The organism is Sphingobacterium sp. LRF_L2, assembly GCF_965644235.1.
Classification (GTDB): Bacteria; Bacteroidota; Bacteroidia; order Sphingobacteriales; family Sphingobacteriaceae; genus Sphingobacterium.
In genome coordinates this window covers 340,593-356,002 of the sequence record NZ_CBFFRI010000003.1, presented here as the reverse complement: position 1 = coordinate 356,002, position 15,410 = coordinate 340,593, and the positions used below count along the sequence as shown (strand labels likewise).

The following is a 15,410-nucleotide window of genomic DNA, read 5'->3' as shown; positions in this document are numbered from 1 at the left end:
ATAGGATTTTCCCATCAATATAAACTTAATATAAACCAAAAATCGATAGTCATGGGTAAAGTGACATTGGCAGAAGCGCCTCCAGGTGTGGAGGGATCAGGATTTTTTGCAACAACTTTAGATAAAGCTATTGGCTTGGCTCGCGCAAATTCGCTGTGGCCACTGCCATTCGCAACATCTTGCTGTGGAATAGAATTTATGGCAACAATGGGGTCGACTTATGATCTAGCACGCTTTGGGGCGGAACGCCCCAGTTTCTCACCTCGGCAAGCGGATATGTTACTTGTTATGGGAACTATTGCAAAAAAGATGGCCCCCGTGTTAAAGCAGGTGTATACGCAGATGGCAGAACCTCGATGGGTTATTGCTGTTGGTGCATGTGCTTCTAGTGGAGGAATATTTGATACATATTCGGTTCTTCAAGGTATAGATGAGATCATTCCGGTCGATGTCTATGTTCCAGGTTGTCCCCCTCGTCCGGAGGCTATTTTGGACGGGGTACTCAAACTTCAGGAGATCGTAAAAAATGAATCACTGAATCGCCGTAACACACCAGAATATAAGGCCTTGTTGGAGAGATATGGCATCATAACTGATAACGGAAATGGATAGATTGAGTAATGAAAATATTATAGCGAGCTTGTATGCGAGGTACGGAGATCAAGTTACCGTACTGGGAGAACCCCATGGTTTACTTACCGTTTCGACAGCGGTGAATAATACCCTCGATTTGCTAGCTTACCTTAAGGAGGATCCATTATTACGCTTTAATTATTTGACGGACATTACCGCTGTCCATTACCCTAAACAGGATCAGGAGTTTTGTGTGGTGTACCATATTCACAATATGTTGCAGAATATACGGTTGAGGGTGAAAGTGTTTGTTGCAGGACCAGAGCCTAGGATACCCTCAGCGACGATATTATGGCCTGGCGCGAATTGGATGGAACGAGAAACGTATGATTTTTTTGGGGTCATTTTTGAAGGACATCCCGATTTACGTCGTATACTGAATATGGACGAATTGGACGTATTCCCAATGCGAAAAGAATACCCTTTGGAAGATCCTAATCGAGTAGATAAGAAAGACTTTTATTTTGGACGATAATTAAGCGAAGAAAGATGAGTACACCTATAACCAAAATAACACCGAACACCGCTGTATTTTCTGATAATGATCCGCAAGAAGAGCTTATCACGTTAAATATCGGTCCTACCCATCCCGCAACTCATGGTGTGTTTCAAAATGTGGTACAAATTGATGGCGAACGTATTGTAAGTGGCGTTTCTACCATTGGCTACATACACCGAGCCTTCGAGAAGATTGCGGAACATCGGCCTTTTTATCAAATTACGCCGCTTACAGATCGATTAAATTATTGTTCGGCACCTATCAACAATATGGGATGGCATATGACGGTAGAAAAGTTATTGGATATAGAAATTCCGAAGCGCGTGCAATATATGCGGGTGATCGTGATGGAGTTGGCACGTATAGCGGATCACATCATCTGTAACGGTATATTGGGTGTGGATACAGGTGCTTTTTCTGGCTTTCTGTACGTCATGCAAGAACGGGAATTCATTTATGAAATTTTTGAAGAAATATGTGGTGCGCGATTGACGACAAATATCGGCCGTATTGGCGGATTTGAACGTGATTTTAATGAGATTGCTTTTCGAAAAATAGAAGAGTTTCTGCTTCGTTTTCCGCCAGTATTAAAGGAGTTTGAGAATTTATTTGTCCGCAATCGGATATTCATAGAACGGACATCTGGCGTGGCGGCAGTAACTCCAGAGGAAGCGTTGAGTTATAGTTGGTCTGGCCCCATCCTTCGGGCCACGGGAGTGGATTACGATGTGCGCGCTGTAGCACCTTACAGTTCTTATGAAGAGTTTGATTTTGATGTTCCTGTCGGAACGACCGGTGACGTGTACGACCGATTCATGGTGCGTAATGATGAAATGTGGCAATCCTTGCGTATAATTCAGCAGGCTCTTGATAAAATAAAGAAAGAACCGAAGGGCATATTTCACGCGGATGTCCCTGAATTTTATTTGCCGCCGAAGGAGCAGGTGTATACCAATATGGAAGCACTAATTTATCATTTTAAAATTGTAATGGGGGAATGGGAAACCCCAAAATCTGAGGTATACCATGCGGTAGAGGGGGCAAATGGAGAGTTGGGCTTTTACCTCATCCACGATGGAGGTCGGTCGCCCTATAGATTACACTTTAGAAGACCTTCTTTCATCAATTATCAGATGTTTGCACCAATGAGTAGCGGTATGCTTATATCTGATGCGATTATTAATATGAGTAGTTTAAATGTTATTGCAGGAGAATTAGATGCTTAGTATACACGAAAATATGATTGTCGATTTTTCGCCATCCTTACTCGATAAATTTGGAGAAGTCGTTGCCCGCTATCCAGCAGGACGACAAAAGTCCGCTTTGTTACCCATTCTGCATCTGGTGCAAGCTGAGTATGGCTGGTTGAGCGTAGATGCCATGGATAAAGTTGCTTTGTACTTGGAAATAAAATCCATTGAAGTCTATGAAGTTGCAACATTTTATACGATGTTTTTTTTGGAACCTAAGGGGAAGTATGTTTTGGAAATTTGTAGGACTGGTCCTTGTTGTCTTGTGGGAGCAGAACGTATGATGAAACATCTTGAATCTACATTGGGGGTAAGAGAGGGAGAGGTGACATCCGATGGCTTATTTTCGTGGCGGGGTGTGGAATGTGTTGCCGCTTGTGGATTTGGTCCCGTATTGCAGATCGGTCCTGAATATACATTTTATGAGAAATTGACAGAGGAAGGTCTCGATCAATTGATAGATGAACTCAAGCATAAATCACAAACCGCGTAAGATGGCACGTAAATTATTATTGAACCATATCGACGTTCCTGGCATAAATACCTTCGAGGTATACCGTCAAAAAGGGGGCTATCGCGCAGTCGAAAAGGCGCTGAAAACCATGTCTCCAGACGATGTTGTCGAGGAAGTGAAGAAGTCGGGATTGAGAGGTCGCGGTGGAGCGGGATTCCCGACAGGCATGAAGTGGGGGTTTTTAGCAAAACCAGAGGGCGTACCACGATATTTGGTGTGCAATGGTGACGAATCTGAACCAGGGACATTCAAAGACCGTTTTTTGATGACGCATATACCTCACGCCTTGGTCGAAGGCATGATTGTTTCGAGCTATGCATTGGGTGCGCACATATCCTACATCTATATTCGGGGGGAAATGATGCCCCAAATCCGGATTGTAGAACGAGCGATTGAAGAGGCCAAAGCTGCTGGGTTTTTGGGAAAAAATATTTTAGGAACTGGTTACGATTTAGAAATATATGTACAACCAGGAGGTGGTGCTTATATCTGTGGCGAGGAAACAGCATTGTTGGAATCTTTGGAAGGAAAAAGGGGGAACCCTCGTATTAAACCTCCATTCCCCGCTGTAGCGGGCTTATATGGCTGTCCTACCGTTGTTAATAATGTGGAGTCTATCGCTGCAACAGTACCTATACTGAACGAAGGCGGGGAAGAATACGCAAAGATCGGTATAGAACGAAGTACTGGTACAAAACTTATTTCGGCCTCTGGAAATTTGGTTAGGCCAGGTGTCTATGAGATTGAATTGGGGCTGCCTGTTGAAGAATTTATTTATTCTGATGAATACTGTGGCGGTATAGCTAATGGAAAGCGATTGAAAGCTATTGTGGCCGGAGGATCGTCCGTCCCCATTCTTCCTACCAATCTGGCATTGAAGACAGCCAAAGGTGAGTCTCGCCTGATGACTTATGAATCCTTAGCCGATGGAGGTTTTGTAACTGGTACGGCTATGGGGTCCGGAGGCTTTATTGCTTTCGATGAGGATCAATGTATTGTGCGAAATACATTGAACTTTACCCGCTTTTATCATCATGAGAGTTGTGGGCAGTGTTCTCCTTGTCGAGAGGGAACAGGCTGGATGGAAAAGGTCCTACATAAGATTGAGTATGGGCATGGTGATATCTCTGATATTGATTTGCTGTGGGATATACAGCGCAAGATAGATGGGAATACAATCTGTCCGTTGGGCGATGCTTCCGCTTGGCCTGTGGCTAGTGCCATACGGCATTTTAGGGATGAATTTGAGTGGCATATTTTAAATCCAGAAGAGTCTAAGACGAAAAACTTTGGTCTAGCGCATTATGCAGACCCTTTGAGTCCGGTTGTATAAGATTTTAAATGAACAAAATGGCAGAAGAAGGAAAATTTAAAGTAACTATAGACGGCATCTCCCTTGAGGTGACTCCGGGAACGACAATCTTGAACGCCGCACGTCAAATTGGAGGAGATATTGTACCGCCTGCTATGTGTTATTATTCCAAACTAGAGGGTAGTGGTGGAAAATGTCGAACATGCTTGGTTAAAGTGTCAAAAGGGTCAGAAAAAGATCCTCGACCGATGCCGAAGCTTGTAGCCTCTTGTCGTACTACCGTGATGGACGGTATGGAAGTTCAAAATATAACCTCACCTGATGTTGTAGAAGCTCGTAAAGGTGTTGTCGAGATGCTATTGATTAACCATCCATTAGACTGTCCTATTTGTGATCAAGCGGGTGAGTGTAAGTTACAAGATCTTGGCTATGAGCATGGCGCAGAACAGACGCGCTATGAATTTGAACGGCGTACATTTGAAAGAATTGACCTTGGTGACAAAATACAGTTACACATGAACCGTTGTATTTTGTGTTACCGTTGTGTTTATGTTGCTAATCAGTTAACGGATCGTCGTGAGCATGGAGTTTTGAATAGGGGCGACCATGCAGAGATATCTACCTTTATTAGCCAAGCCTTAGATCACGAGTTTATAGGAAATGTTATTGATGTGTGCCCGGTAGGCGCTTTGACGGATAAAACATTTCGTTTTAAAAATCGTGTTTGGTTTACCAAGCCTGTGGAGGCGCATCGTGCATGTCCAACCTGTTCGGGAAAGGTGACACTTTGGTACAAGGGGGAAGAGGTGCTCCGCGTCACAGGACGTAAAGATGACTATAACGAGGTGGAAGATTTTATCTGTAATACTTGTCGTTTCGAACGAAAGCGTACTGCAGATTGGACGCTTGAAGAACCAACGTTACTGCCCAATGAATCTGTTATTACGGCAAATCATTATACGGAATTTGCACCTCCTCCTGTTATTCAAAAGAATAAAGAATTGCAGGTCGCAAATACGGAACAATTAGCTAGAACCGAACGATTGAAATAATAATGACATGGAAGAAGCTTTTATTTTAGAAAAATTAATTTTAGTGGTTGTGGTATTTACGATCTCGCTGGTAATCGCCATGTATTCTACGTTAGCAGAACGTAAGATCGCCGGTTTCATGCAAGATCGGTATGGGCCAAATCGTGCCGGTATTGGTGGGATTCTACAACCCCTATGTGATGGTGGCAAGTTCTTTTTTAAAGAAGAGATTATTCCCGCAGGAGCGCATAAATTTCTTTTCGTAGCTGGTCCTACATTGGCTATTATCACGGCCTGCATTAGCTCTGCCGTAATCCCTTGGGGACAAGATTTACATGTTGCAGGACGCGCCATCTCTTTGCAGGTTGCAGATATTAACGTAGGTGTGCTTTATATCTTTGGCGTTGTAGCTTTAGGGGTTTACGGTATTATGATCGGAGGATGGGCATCCAATAATAAATTCTCCTTGATGGGCGCCATTCGTGCGGCTTCACAGAGTATCAGTTATGAGATTGCAATGGGGTTGTCTATTATCGCCTTATTGATGGTTACGGGAACGTTATCCATGAAGGAGATTGTTGCACAGCAGGTAGGTTTTATGCAATGGAATATTTGGGTACAGCCGTTGGGTTTTTTAATCTTCATGACTTGCGCTTTTGCGGAATGTAATAGAGTCCCTTTTGATTTACCGGAATGTGAAACTGAATTGGTCGGTGGATATCATACGGAGTATTCTTCGATGAAGTTAGGACTCTACATGTTCTCGGAGTATATCAATATGTTTGTTTCCTCCGCATTGATGGCTGCGCTCTATTTTGGTGGCTATAATTTTCCTTTTATGAATGATTTAGGCCTCTCTCAAAATTGGATAACCATTATTGGGGTTTTAGCCTTTTTCTTAAAAATATTCGCCTTCATCTTCTTTTTTATGTGGATTCGGTGGACCTTGCCAAGGTTTCGATATGATCAATTGATGAATTTGGGCTGGAAGATGTTAATTCCTCTAGCGATAGCAAATATTGTGCTTACAGGCGTCATTACAATTATTAAGGATACATATTTTCCTTAATAGCATAGAGTGATATGATAAATCATAATGCTTTTATATCCTGATGTTTTTGGGTTTGCTTATTCAACGTAAGGAACCCGTTTTATAAAGAAATAATTATGCAGTCACTATCAAATAGAAAAAAGGTAATTGAACAAAAGCCGATGAACTTTTGGGAACGTATGTATTTACCAGCTATCGCTAAAGGACTGGGAATTACTATACGTCACTTTTTCAAAAAAATTCCTACGGTAAAATATCCAGAAGAACAGCGACCTTATTCTAAAAATTTCAGAGGACAACACTCCTTGAAACGAGATGAACAGGGGCGAGAACGTTGTACAGCTTGTGGATTATGTGCTTTATCCTGTCCTGCGGAAGCAATTACCATGACGGCCGCCGAAAGGACAAAGGATGAGCTCCATTTATATCGCGAAGAAAAATACGCAACGGTGTATGAAATTAATATGCTCCGCTGTATTTTTTGTGGCTTATGTGAGGAGGCTTGTCCCAAAGAAGCGATCTATTTGGATGGTCCGCACGTGACTGCGGAGTATTTAAGGAAGGATTTTATCTATGGAAAGGATAAATTGGTAGAGCCGGTATTTGATATTAAGAAATTGAACCCAGAAAAAACCAATTAGGATGTCGGTATTTTATTTTGTTGCTTTTCTCGCTATTTTCTTCGCATTGATGACAATCTTTACAAAGAATCCTGTGCATAGCGTATTGTATTTGGTGATAACCTTTTTCACACTTACTATCCACTATATTTTACTCAACGCGCAGTTTTTAGCCGTGGTTAATTTTATCGTATACATGGGAGCAATTATGGTGTTGTTTCTTTTTGTTTTAATGTTATTGAATCTCAATGAAGAAACCGAACCCATGAAGTCCAATCTAGTAAAGATTATGGGGGCAATAGCCGGAATGTGTCTGCTTGCTACTTTGTTAGGTGCGTTCCGTGTTCTGGAACCTTCGAATGAAAGGGTTCTCGGGAATGCTGAAATAGGGCTCGTTAAAAATTTAGGAAAAGTATTGTTTAAAGAATTCCTTCTGCCGTTTGAAATTTCATCAATACTATTGTTGACCGCTATGGTAGGGGCTGTATTATTAGCAAAAAAAGAGGTTAAAAAAGCGTAATGGGAAATATAATTACACAGATGCAAGGCGTGCCCCTCAATCACTACATTATATTTTGTAGTATTATTTTCGCCATTGGGGTGACGGGCGTACTGATCCGGCGAAATGTCATCATTATCATGATGTCTATTGAGTTGATGCTCAATGCTGTTAATTTATTACTTGCCGCTTTTTCTGCTTATCGTGGTGATGCGAGTGGGCAGGTTTTTGTATTTTTTATTATGGCTTTGGCAGCGGCGGAGGTAGCTGTAGGTTTGGCTATTATTATCATGGTATATCGGAATACGAAATCGGTAGACATTGAATCGTTAAGCAAGTTGCGTTGGTAATTGAATAAAGACACTTTATAGTATAAAACGTATGTCAGAATTAATTTGGCTTATCCCCTTGGTACCTTTTTTAGGTTTTGTAATCAATGGTTTGACGAGAAAGGGTACACCCAAGGTTCTTACCGGTATCATTGGTTGTGGAGTCGTGCTTGTCTCTTTTATCCTCAGTCTTACACTCTATTTTGAGATTGCAGATGCACGTGCCGCTGGCGAAGAGGCATCTATTCATGTCCTCTTATTTGATTGGTTTTCTGTTGGTAAGCTACAGATTGCACTCTCTTTCTTAGTGGATCCTTTAAGTGTGATCATGCTGCTGATTATCACCGGTGTTGGTTTCTTGATCCATGTATATTCATTCGGCTATATGGCTGATGATTTGGGTCTGCGTAAGTTCTTTGCTTACCTCAACCTCTTCATATTTTTTATGACTATACTGGTTTTGGGATCAAATTACTTGGTGATGTTCATTGGTTGGGAAGGGGTTGGCTTATGTTCCTATTTACTGATAGGGTTTTGGTTTAAAAATTCGAGCTATGCTTCTGCCGCAAAAAAGGCTTTTATCATGAATAGGATAGGAGACCTCGGCTTTTTGATTGCGTTATTTTTGATTATAGAAACGTTTGGTAGTTTGGAGTATACACAAATTTTTGCGCAGGCAGATGGTATTCCTGTTGGTAATAATACAGTATTTCTGATCACAATGTTACTGTTTGTCGCAGCGACAGGGAAGTCTGCTCAAATACCGTTGTTCACATGGCTACCCGATGCTATGGCGGGGCCGACGCCTGTTTCAGCGCTTATTCATGCGGCTACAATGGTTACCGCGGGAATTTATATGGTATTACGTTCCAATATTCTCTTTGCACTTGCGCCAACCACCATGGATATTATGGCGGTCGTTGGTGCCGCTACCGCACTGTTAGGCGCGTACATTGCACTGACGCAAAATGATATTAAAAAAGTATTGGCATATTCTACGGTTTCCCAATTGGGATACATGTTTCTCGGCCTCGGGGTAGGTGCGTTCACCGGGGCTTTTTTTCATGTACTTACTCATGCTTTCTTTAAAGCGCTATTGTTTTTGGGGGCAGGATCGGTGATTCACGCGATGCATCATGAACAAGATATGCGCAAAATGGGAGGATTACGAAAAGCACTGCCTATTACTTTCATAACGATGTTCGTTGGAACAATCGCCATCAGTGGTATACCTCCGTTTTCGGGTTTTTTCTCTAAGGATGAGATATTGGCGCACACCTTCCAACAACAACCGCTACTTTGGGGGATTGGAATAATCACAGCTTTCTGTACTTCCTTTTACATGTTTCGTCTTTTATATCTTACTTTTTTTGGAAAATTTCGCGGCACAGACGAACAACAGCATCATTTGAAAGAGTCCCCTTGGCAAATGACTATTCCGTTGATTGTTTTGTCGGTATTATCGGTCTTAGGAGGTTACATTAATTTTCCTTCTGTATTGGGCGGACATCATGCTCTAGAAGATTTTTTGACACCTGTATTGGAGAAAGGTAAAGTTCATATAGCAGCGTTGGAATTGAGCCATAGTACAGAGTTTCTGTTGATGGCTGTTTCGACATTAGGCGCCGTAATCATGGGGCTATTCGCCTATAACAAATATGTCCAAAAGGGCAAGATACCGCATGCTGATGAAAAGGAATCACCTGTTCTACACCGATTGTCTTATCGTAAACTTTATATCGATGAGTTTTATGATGCTCTTATCGTAAGACCTTTGAAGCATTTGTCTATCATCTTATACAAATATTTAGATCGACTCGGCATCGATGGTGTTGTGAATGGCGTAGGCGAGTTTTTTGTTGGAGCAGGTAAAGGAATTCGGCAACTGCAAAGTGGCCATGTAGGCTTTTATATCATCATGATGGTAGTAAGTGTAATTGCTATTTTGATTTATGGTATCGTGCGTATTTAACATTAAGGATGGATACTTATTTTCACTATTAATTTGCTAATGGATAACCTATTTATATTATTACTGATACCTTCTTTAGCAGCACTTGCACTGTGTTTTTTGAAGAACGACATTGTAGCGAAATGGATTGCCCTTGGAGCTTCGCTGTTAACACTGGTCAGTACCTTACCTTTTCTTTGTGGATTTACAGCGGATGCTAATGTGCAATTTGAACAAAGTTGGCTGTGGATTGCCTCATTAGGTATTAAGTTCCATATAGGATTGGATGGAATCAGTCTTCCGCTTGTGCTGCTCACCAATGGGCTCGTGCCTCTTATTATTTTAAGTGCATTCGAAAAGAATCATAAGGGTAATTTTTTCGCCTTAATTTCTTTTATGCAGGTGGGGTTACAGTTGGTTTTTGTTGCTTTAGATGCTTTCACATTTTATGTTGGCTGGGAGATTGCTCTTATTCCGATTTACTTTATCTGTACGTTGTGGGGCGAGGCGGATCGCATAAAAGTTAACCTTAAATTTTTCGTATATACTTTCTTTGGTAGTATTTTGATGTTGGTAGCTATTATCTTCTTATATAGCCAAAGTGAGGCTCGCAGTCTAGATTGGAGTGTTCTAGCTAATTTAAATTTAGATGAGACGACGCAGCGGTGGATATTTTGGGCTTTCTTCATCGCATTTGCGATCAAGATACCCATCTTTCCCTTTCATACCTGGCAGCCGGAGACCTATACGCAGGCGCCATCAACGGGATCTATGTTATTAGCCGGAATCATGTTGAAGATGGGAGTCTATGGCCTTATACGTTGGCTGTTGCCCATCACCCCATTTGCTGTGTTAGCCTATAGCAACATACTAATGCTATTGTGTGTTATCGGGATCGTATATGCTTCTATCATTGCCTTTAAGCAACAGGATGCGAAACGATTGATTGCATATTCTTCTATTGCACACGTTGGACTTATCGCCGCGGGCGTTTTCTCTTTACATCTGGAAGGGCTGCAGGGGGCTGTGATACAAATGATAAATCACGGTTTAAGTGTCGTGGGACTATTTTTTGTGATTGATATTTTAGAACGCAGAATAGGAACACGTATGTTGTCCAATTGGGGCGGTTTAGCGAAGCGAATGCCTCGTTTAGCTACGGTATTCTTGATTATTCTAATGGGGGCAGTGGGCTTGCCGTTGACGAACGGCTTTATAGGTGAATTTTTATTGTTAAAGGGGGTCTTCGACTACGGAATATGGTACGCTTTTTTCGGGGGACTGACATTGATTTTAGGGGCTGTATATATGTTGCGGTTTTATCAAAAGGCAATGTTAGGGCCGCTGGATGAAAAATACGAGACGGTAGTCGATATAAAAGGCTACGAAATGGTGCTTTTATCCATTTTAGTGTTTTTTACGCTCTTCTTAGGGATCTATCCGAAAGCAATTTTGCAACTTTCCGAAGCTGCGGTAACAAACTTGTTGAATCAAATTAAATTTTAATTAGCGGTTGAAAAAAAATTATGGGTGCAATAATAACGTTATGTGTTTTGGGCATTTTGTTGCTGTATTTAGGTCTTTATAAAGCAAAAAAAGCATTACTCCCTGTTACGATTGTGGGATTGCTTATTGCTTTGGGATTTACCGTTAGTGCTTGGGAAGGAGAGGCATTGCCGCTTTATCATGGAATGGTTGTCTTTGACCACTTTGCGTTGGTATTTTCTGCCCTGTGTGTCGTGATAACGGCATTCATCGTGCTATTGTCCAAAGAATACTTTAGCAATATAAGCGATCACATCGCAGAATATTATTGTTTGATCGTTTTCTCGTTGACAGGTGCTCTTATGGTATGTGCCTATCATAATTTTGCTATGTTATTCGTGGGCATAGAAATCATGTCCGTAGCCTTATATATTCTCGTCGGAATACGTAAAAATGATTTTGCTTCTAATGAGGCTGCATTGAAATACTTTCTTATGGGCGCTTTTTCCACAGGTTTCCTACTTTTTGGAATAACGTTGATGTATGGGGCGTCGGGAACTTTTGATCTTGAGGGCTTGAAAAGCTATGTCGCTAATTCTTCTACAGTTTCTCCTTTGTTTTACGGAGGGGTGTTGTTAATGTTGTGTGGTTTGTGTTTCAAGGTTGGTGCTGCTCCTTTTCATTTTTGGACGCCCGATGTATACGATGGCGCTCCCATCTTAATTACAAGTTTCATGAGTACGGTGGTAAAGGTGGCGTCATTCGCAGGATTCTTTCGCTTATTTAGTACGGTGTTGATTCCTCTTGATGGCTTTTGGACGCCTGTCTTGTTGACTGTGATTGTGATCACCTTATTTGTTGGGAATATTTCCGCATTATTGCAGTCGAGCTTTAAGCGCATGATGGCATACTCCAGTATTTCTCATGCAGGCTATATGTTATTTGCCGTAATTGCAGTTGGAACAAAGTCCGGTTCTAGCATATTGGTATATGCTGTTGCTTATTCGTTGGCCTCAGTTGTCGCATTTGGTACACTAATTCTGGTAAAGCGTAAAACAGGATCAGATCAATTCGAGTCTTTCAATGGCTTGGCAAAACAAAATCCTTGGCTAGCTTTTGGACTCTCCGTGAGTATGTTCTCTTTAGCGGGGATCCCACTGACAGCGGGCTTCATCGGAAAATTTATGATGTTTAATAGTGTCATGGGCACTTATAATGTTATGCTTCTTGTCTTGGCGGCCGTCAATGCAGCCATTGCGGTGTATTATTATCTGCATGTGATTGTTAATATGTATTTTAAAACGTCAGTAGAAACGGATACAGCAAAGATTTCCATTTCATCTCATTATCAATTCGTATTATTTGTTGCCGTTTTATTGACCGTTGTGGTAGGGATTTATCCAGATTGCATCATTGGTCTATTATAGATCTTCTACATAGATACTAAAAAAAGCATGACTTCTTCCTGTGGAGAGGTCGCGCTTTTTTTGTTTAAACATGTTCTTTCTTTGTTGCGGAGAGCGATAAAGGGGGCTTGTTTATTCAGGTGCTAACAAGAACACACCCTGTTCGCATTTTACAAATCATGAAAAATCTATTACAGTGCAAGGGGCTCAAGCATTGTTTTTTTAATTCTGTTTTTTTTAATTTCATTTTTATCTTATACTACAAATTGTATCTTTATGCAGGGCCACTTTTATTATGCAGAGATCTAGTTTGTTGAGAATAGTCTTTTTTATATTTTCCCTCTGTGTTTTAATACAGTCAGGTTCGGCTCAGCAGAAGTTAACGGGAGTTGTGGTGGATGAAGATACGGGTAAAGGGATCGCCTCGGCTAGTATCAAAATTGTTAACACAGAACAAGGAACATCATGTGATGCTGATGGAAGATTTAACCTTTCTTTGGCAGGAAAGTTGCCTATGCAATTGATTGTCTCCGCTGTTGGCTACAAGGAAAGCGAAATTACATTGAATGCGTATCCAGCGGAAGAATTTAGCATATCTTTAACAACGAATGGACATCTTATTGATGCCGTTGAAATATCACGGAAAAAGAAATATAATAACCGAAACCCAGCTGTTGACCTGATTCAACAGGTGATTAAACACAAGCGTTTAAATCGCTTGGAAAATCAACAAAGATTGACCTTTCAGCAATATGACAAGTTACAGTTCAGTTTGGTTAATCCGTCCGATAAGTATGCCGACCGACTCGGTAATTTGGCATTCTTTTTTGAAAATCTTGATACGACAACCTCAGCAGGAAATAAACTGTTAACGGTATTTATGCAGGAGCAGGTCAGCGATGTGTTCTCGAAAAATGATCCAAAAGCTTTTAAAAAGAGAGTGAAATCGATCAAGCAGACAGATTTTGACGAACGATTTGTCAATAATCATAATATACAATCGTATTTGTCTTACCTATTCCAAGATGTTGATATTTACGATGAGAATATATTTTTAATAAATAAGCTTTTCCTAAGTCCCATTGCCAGCAACGCACCTGTATTTTATAAGTATTATCTTTCAGACACCATAAGGACAGAAGAAGGAAATTTTATAGCGTTAAAATTTGAACCACGGAACAAAACGGACTTGTTGTTGAGTGGAACGCTTCAAATAACAATGGATGATCGGTTTGCTATTCGGTTGGCGGAATTACGTGTAAATAAGGAGGCAAACTTAAATTGGGTTAACGAAATTAATATTCGTCTGTTCTTTCGTCCGAACGTAGATCGTTATATGTTTGTGGAGCGTAGTGACGTCGATATTTCTTTCGGTACAAAGAAAAATGATGCTGTTTATGGAAGAAAAACGACGTTAAATTACAATTATGACTTTGATCCCTCGTTTGCTGATGAAGTCTTTGCCGGTGCTCCTACAGAGATCATGAAGAATGCGAAGCATAATGAAAGTCTATTAGTAGAAGAAAGACCTTTAGCATTATCTCCGGTTGAAGATAAGATTTATAGTAATATAGATTCACTGAATAATAACGGAACTTTTCGTACCATGCTGACCGTGGGTTATCTACTAAGTCAGGGATTTTATCCCGTTGGTCCGGTAGAGTTTGGTCCTCTCGAATATTTATACTCTCAAAATAATATTGAAGGAAATCGGATACGTATAGGAGGGCGGACAACGGCAGCTTTCTCTGAACGCATATTTTTGGAAGGTTATCTTGCTTACGGTTTTCAAGATAGAAAGGCGAAGTATTTTATTCGTCCGACAATCGCTTTAAATGGTAAATCGGTAGCATCTTATCCTGCGCATTATATGCAAGTTGCTGTGCAGCACGATATTTTTGATCCGGGCAGGAATTTGGGCTTTAGAAAAGGGGATAGTTTTTTTCAATCCATTCGTAGTAATCGTCCTACAAAATGGATGGATTCTTATGCATACCAGCTATCTCATCTGCTAGAATTCGGTAATCACGTGAGTCTTAAAAGTTCTCTTATTCATCACAGAAGGCGGGCTGTAGGCGATTTATCTTTTATCTCGTCGGACGATGCCGCATTGGACAGGCCAGAGATTAATACCAGCGAATTAGAGTTCATATTGCGGTGGGCTCCCAATGAGAAATTTTATTACCGCAACCTGCAGCGTAGCACCGTTATTGAGCACTGCCCGGTATTAAATCTCCAATACAACAGAGGTCTAGAAGGATTTTTAGATGGAGGTTATTCTTACGATGCGCTTCGCGCATCGGTATCAAAACGGTTTTTTCTAAAACAATTAGGCTTTGCTGATGTTACGTTGGCGGGAGGTAAAATTTGGGGGACACTTCCGTATCCGTTGTTGGAACTTCCAGATGTATTTCGAGAAGAAGATCGACATGTTATCGATTTTTCAATGATGCGCAGTATGGAGTTCGTCGCTGATCAATATGTTCGTTTTTCTTTCGAGCATCAATTGGAAGGTTTTATCTTTAATAAGATTCCGTGGATTAAAAAGCTAAATCTTCGTGAAATTTGGGGAGCGAAGATGTTCTATGGGCAACTTACAGCGGGTAATAATCCTTATACGAGTCCTGATGTAATACGTTTCGACAAAGATAAAGATGGAATAGTAATGACACATGTTATGGATAAATCTCCTTATTGGGAAGGAAAAGTCGGCATTGATAATATATTTCGATTTTTACGCGTGGAGTATCTTCGGCGGTTAAATTACTTAGGCTTGCCCGATGTGCAGAAAGACAGTTATCGTGTCAGCCTACATTTAAACTTTTAATCT

General features: G+C 40.9%; 14 protein-coding genes. All 14 read left to right on the top strand.

Annotation, left to right across the window (positions count from 1 at the left end; translation table 11 throughout):
* The first annotated feature begins 51 nt into the window (after positions 1-51).
* The 14 genes from ACSZOX_RS07500 to ACSZOX_RS07435 all read left to right on the top strand — a co-directional run bounded on the left by ACSZOX_RS07500 (position 52) and on the right by ACSZOX_RS07435 (position 15,407).
* Positions 52-612, top strand: a complete 561-nt coding sequence (locus ACSZOX_RS07500; RefSeq protein WP_437919242.1) for an NADH-quinone oxidoreductase subunit B — start codon at positions 52-54, stop codon at positions 610-612.
* On the top strand, positions 605-1,108 hold the full coding sequence (locus tag ACSZOX_RS07495) for an NADH-quinone oxidoreductase subunit C (RefSeq protein ID WP_437919241.1): 504 nt from the start codon (positions 605-607) through the stop codon (positions 1,106-1,108). Before ACSZOX_RS07500 ends, ACSZOX_RS07495 begins: the two co-directional genes overlap by 8 nt.
* A gap of 14 nt (positions 1,109-1,122) precedes the next feature.
* Positions 1,123-2,358 carry an NADH-quinone oxidoreductase subunit D gene (locus ACSZOX_RS07490; protein WP_437919240.1) on the top strand — a complete coding sequence of 412 codons (1,236 nt, stop codon included), beginning with the start codon at positions 1,123-1,125 and terminating at the stop codon, positions 2,356-2,358.
* On the top strand, positions 2,351-2,875 hold the full coding sequence (locus ACSZOX_RS07485; RefSeq protein ID WP_437919239.1) for an NADH-quinone oxidoreductase subunit NuoE family protein: 525 nt from the start codon (positions 2,351-2,353) through the stop codon (positions 2,873-2,875). The genes ACSZOX_RS07490 and ACSZOX_RS07485 overlap by 8 nt, the downstream gene beginning before the upstream one ends.
* Before the next feature lies 1 nt (position 2,876).
* Positions 2,877-4,229, top strand: coding sequence for an NADH-quinone oxidoreductase subunit NuoF (gene nuoF, locus ACSZOX_RS07480; RefSeq protein ID WP_437919238.1), 1,353 nt, complete (start codon positions 2,877-2,879; stop codon positions 4,227-4,229).
* Positions 4,230-4,246: 17 nt separating this feature from the next.
* Entirely contained in the window at positions 4,247-5,260 is a 1,014-nt protein-coding gene (locus ACSZOX_RS07475; RefSeq protein ID WP_437919237.1) for a 2Fe-2S iron-sulfur cluster-binding protein, read from the top strand.
* A gap of 7 nt (positions 5,261-5,267) precedes the next feature.
* Positions 5,268-6,308: an NADH-quinone oxidoreductase subunit NuoH gene (gene nuoH, locus ACSZOX_RS07470; RefSeq protein WP_437919236.1), complete on the top strand. Its 1,041-nt coding sequence runs from the start codon at positions 5,268-5,270 to the stop codon at positions 6,306-6,308.
* Between the two features lie 98 nt (positions 6,309-6,406).
* Positions 6,407-6,931: a NuoI/complex I 23 kDa subunit family protein gene (locus ACSZOX_RS07465; RefSeq protein WP_437919235.1), complete on the top strand. Its 525-nt coding sequence runs from the start codon at positions 6,407-6,409 to the stop codon at positions 6,929-6,931.
* A gap of 1 nt (position 6,932) precedes the next feature.
* Complete coding sequence (locus ACSZOX_RS07460; protein ID WP_437919234.1) at positions 6,933-7,430, top strand: NADH-quinone oxidoreductase subunit J family protein; 498 nt, start codon at positions 6,933-6,935, stop codon at positions 7,428-7,430.
* The gene (gene nuoK, locus ACSZOX_RS07455) at positions 7,430-7,759 is read left to right on the top strand and encodes an NADH-quinone oxidoreductase subunit NuoK (RefSeq protein ID WP_437919233.1); all 330 of its coding nucleotides are present in this window, start codon (positions 7,430-7,432) and stop codon (positions 7,757-7,759) included. Before ACSZOX_RS07460 ends, nuoK begins: the two co-directional genes overlap by 1 nt.
* Before the next feature lie 31 nt (positions 7,760-7,790).
* Positions 7,791-9,710 (top strand): NADH-quinone oxidoreductase subunit L, encoded by a 1,920-nt coding sequence (gene nuoL, locus ACSZOX_RS07450; protein ID WP_437919232.1) that lies wholly within the window; start codon positions 7,791-7,793, stop codon positions 9,708-9,710.
* A gap of 39 nt (positions 9,711-9,749) precedes the next feature.
* The gene (locus ACSZOX_RS07445) at positions 9,750-11,195 is read left to right on the top strand and encodes a complex I subunit 4 family protein (protein ID WP_437919231.1); all 1,446 of its coding nucleotides are present in this window, start codon (positions 9,750-9,752) and stop codon (positions 11,193-11,195) included.
* 20 nt (positions 11,196-11,215) lie between these two features.
* Entirely contained in the window at positions 11,216-12,601 is a 1,386-nt protein-coding gene (locus tag ACSZOX_RS07440) for an NADH-quinone oxidoreductase subunit N (protein WP_437919230.1), read from the top strand.
* A 274-nt stretch (positions 12,602-12,875) separates the two neighbouring features.
* On the top strand, positions 12,876-15,407 hold the full coding sequence (locus ACSZOX_RS07435; RefSeq protein ID WP_437919229.1) for a DUF5686 family protein: 2,532 nt from the start codon (positions 12,876-12,878) through the stop codon (positions 15,405-15,407).
* The last annotated feature ends 3 nt before the right edge of the window (positions 15,408-15,410 follow it).

What these genes read in the sequence shown, in the direction of transcription:
- ACSZOX_RS07500 (WP_437919242.1), top strand. Translation starts at nt 52, where the DNA reads ATGGGTAAAGTGACATTGGCAGAAGCGCCTCCAGGTGTGGAGGGATCA.
- ACSZOX_RS07495 (WP_437919241.1), top strand. Translation starts at nt 605, where the DNA reads ATGGATAGATTGAGTAATGAAAATATTATAGCGAGCTTGTATGCGAGG.
- ACSZOX_RS07490 (WP_437919240.1), top strand. Translation starts at nt 1,123, where the DNA reads ATGAGTACACCTATAACCAAAATAACACCGAACACCGCTGTATTTTCT.
- ACSZOX_RS07485 (WP_437919239.1), top strand. Translation starts at nt 2,351, where the DNA reads ATGCTTAGTATACACGAAAATATGATTGTCGATTTTTCGCCATCCTTA.
- nuoF (WP_437919238.1), top strand. Translation starts at nt 2,877, where the DNA reads ATGGCACGTAAATTATTATTGAACCATATCGACGTTCCTGGCATAAAT.
- ACSZOX_RS07475 (WP_437919237.1), top strand. Translation starts at nt 4,247, where the DNA reads ATGGCAGAAGAAGGAAAATTTAAAGTAACTATAGACGGCATCTCCCTT.
- nuoH (WP_437919236.1), top strand. Translation starts at nt 5,268, where the DNA reads ATGGAAGAAGCTTTTATTTTAGAAAAATTAATTTTAGTGGTTGTGGTA.
- ACSZOX_RS07465 (WP_437919235.1), top strand. Translation starts at nt 6,407, where the DNA reads ATGCAGTCACTATCAAATAGAAAAAAGGTAATTGAACAAAAGCCGATG.
- ACSZOX_RS07460 (WP_437919234.1), top strand. Translation starts at nt 6,933, where the DNA reads ATGTCGGTATTTTATTTTGTTGCTTTTCTCGCTATTTTCTTCGCATTG.
- nuoK (WP_437919233.1), top strand. Translation starts at nt 7,430, where the DNA reads ATGGGAAATATAATTACACAGATGCAAGGCGTGCCCCTCAATCACTAC.
- nuoL (WP_437919232.1), top strand. Translation starts at nt 7,791, where the DNA reads ATGTCAGAATTAATTTGGCTTATCCCCTTGGTACCTTTTTTAGGTTTT.
- ACSZOX_RS07445 (WP_437919231.1), top strand. Translation starts at nt 9,750, where the DNA reads ATGGATAACCTATTTATATTATTACTGATACCTTCTTTAGCAGCACTT.
- ACSZOX_RS07440 (WP_437919230.1), top strand. Translation starts at nt 11,216, where the DNA reads ATGGGTGCAATAATAACGTTATGTGTTTTGGGCATTTTGTTGCTGTAT.
- ACSZOX_RS07435 (WP_437919229.1), top strand. Translation starts at nt 12,876, where the DNA reads ATGCAGAGATCTAGTTTGTTGAGAATAGTCTTTTTTATATTTTCCCTC.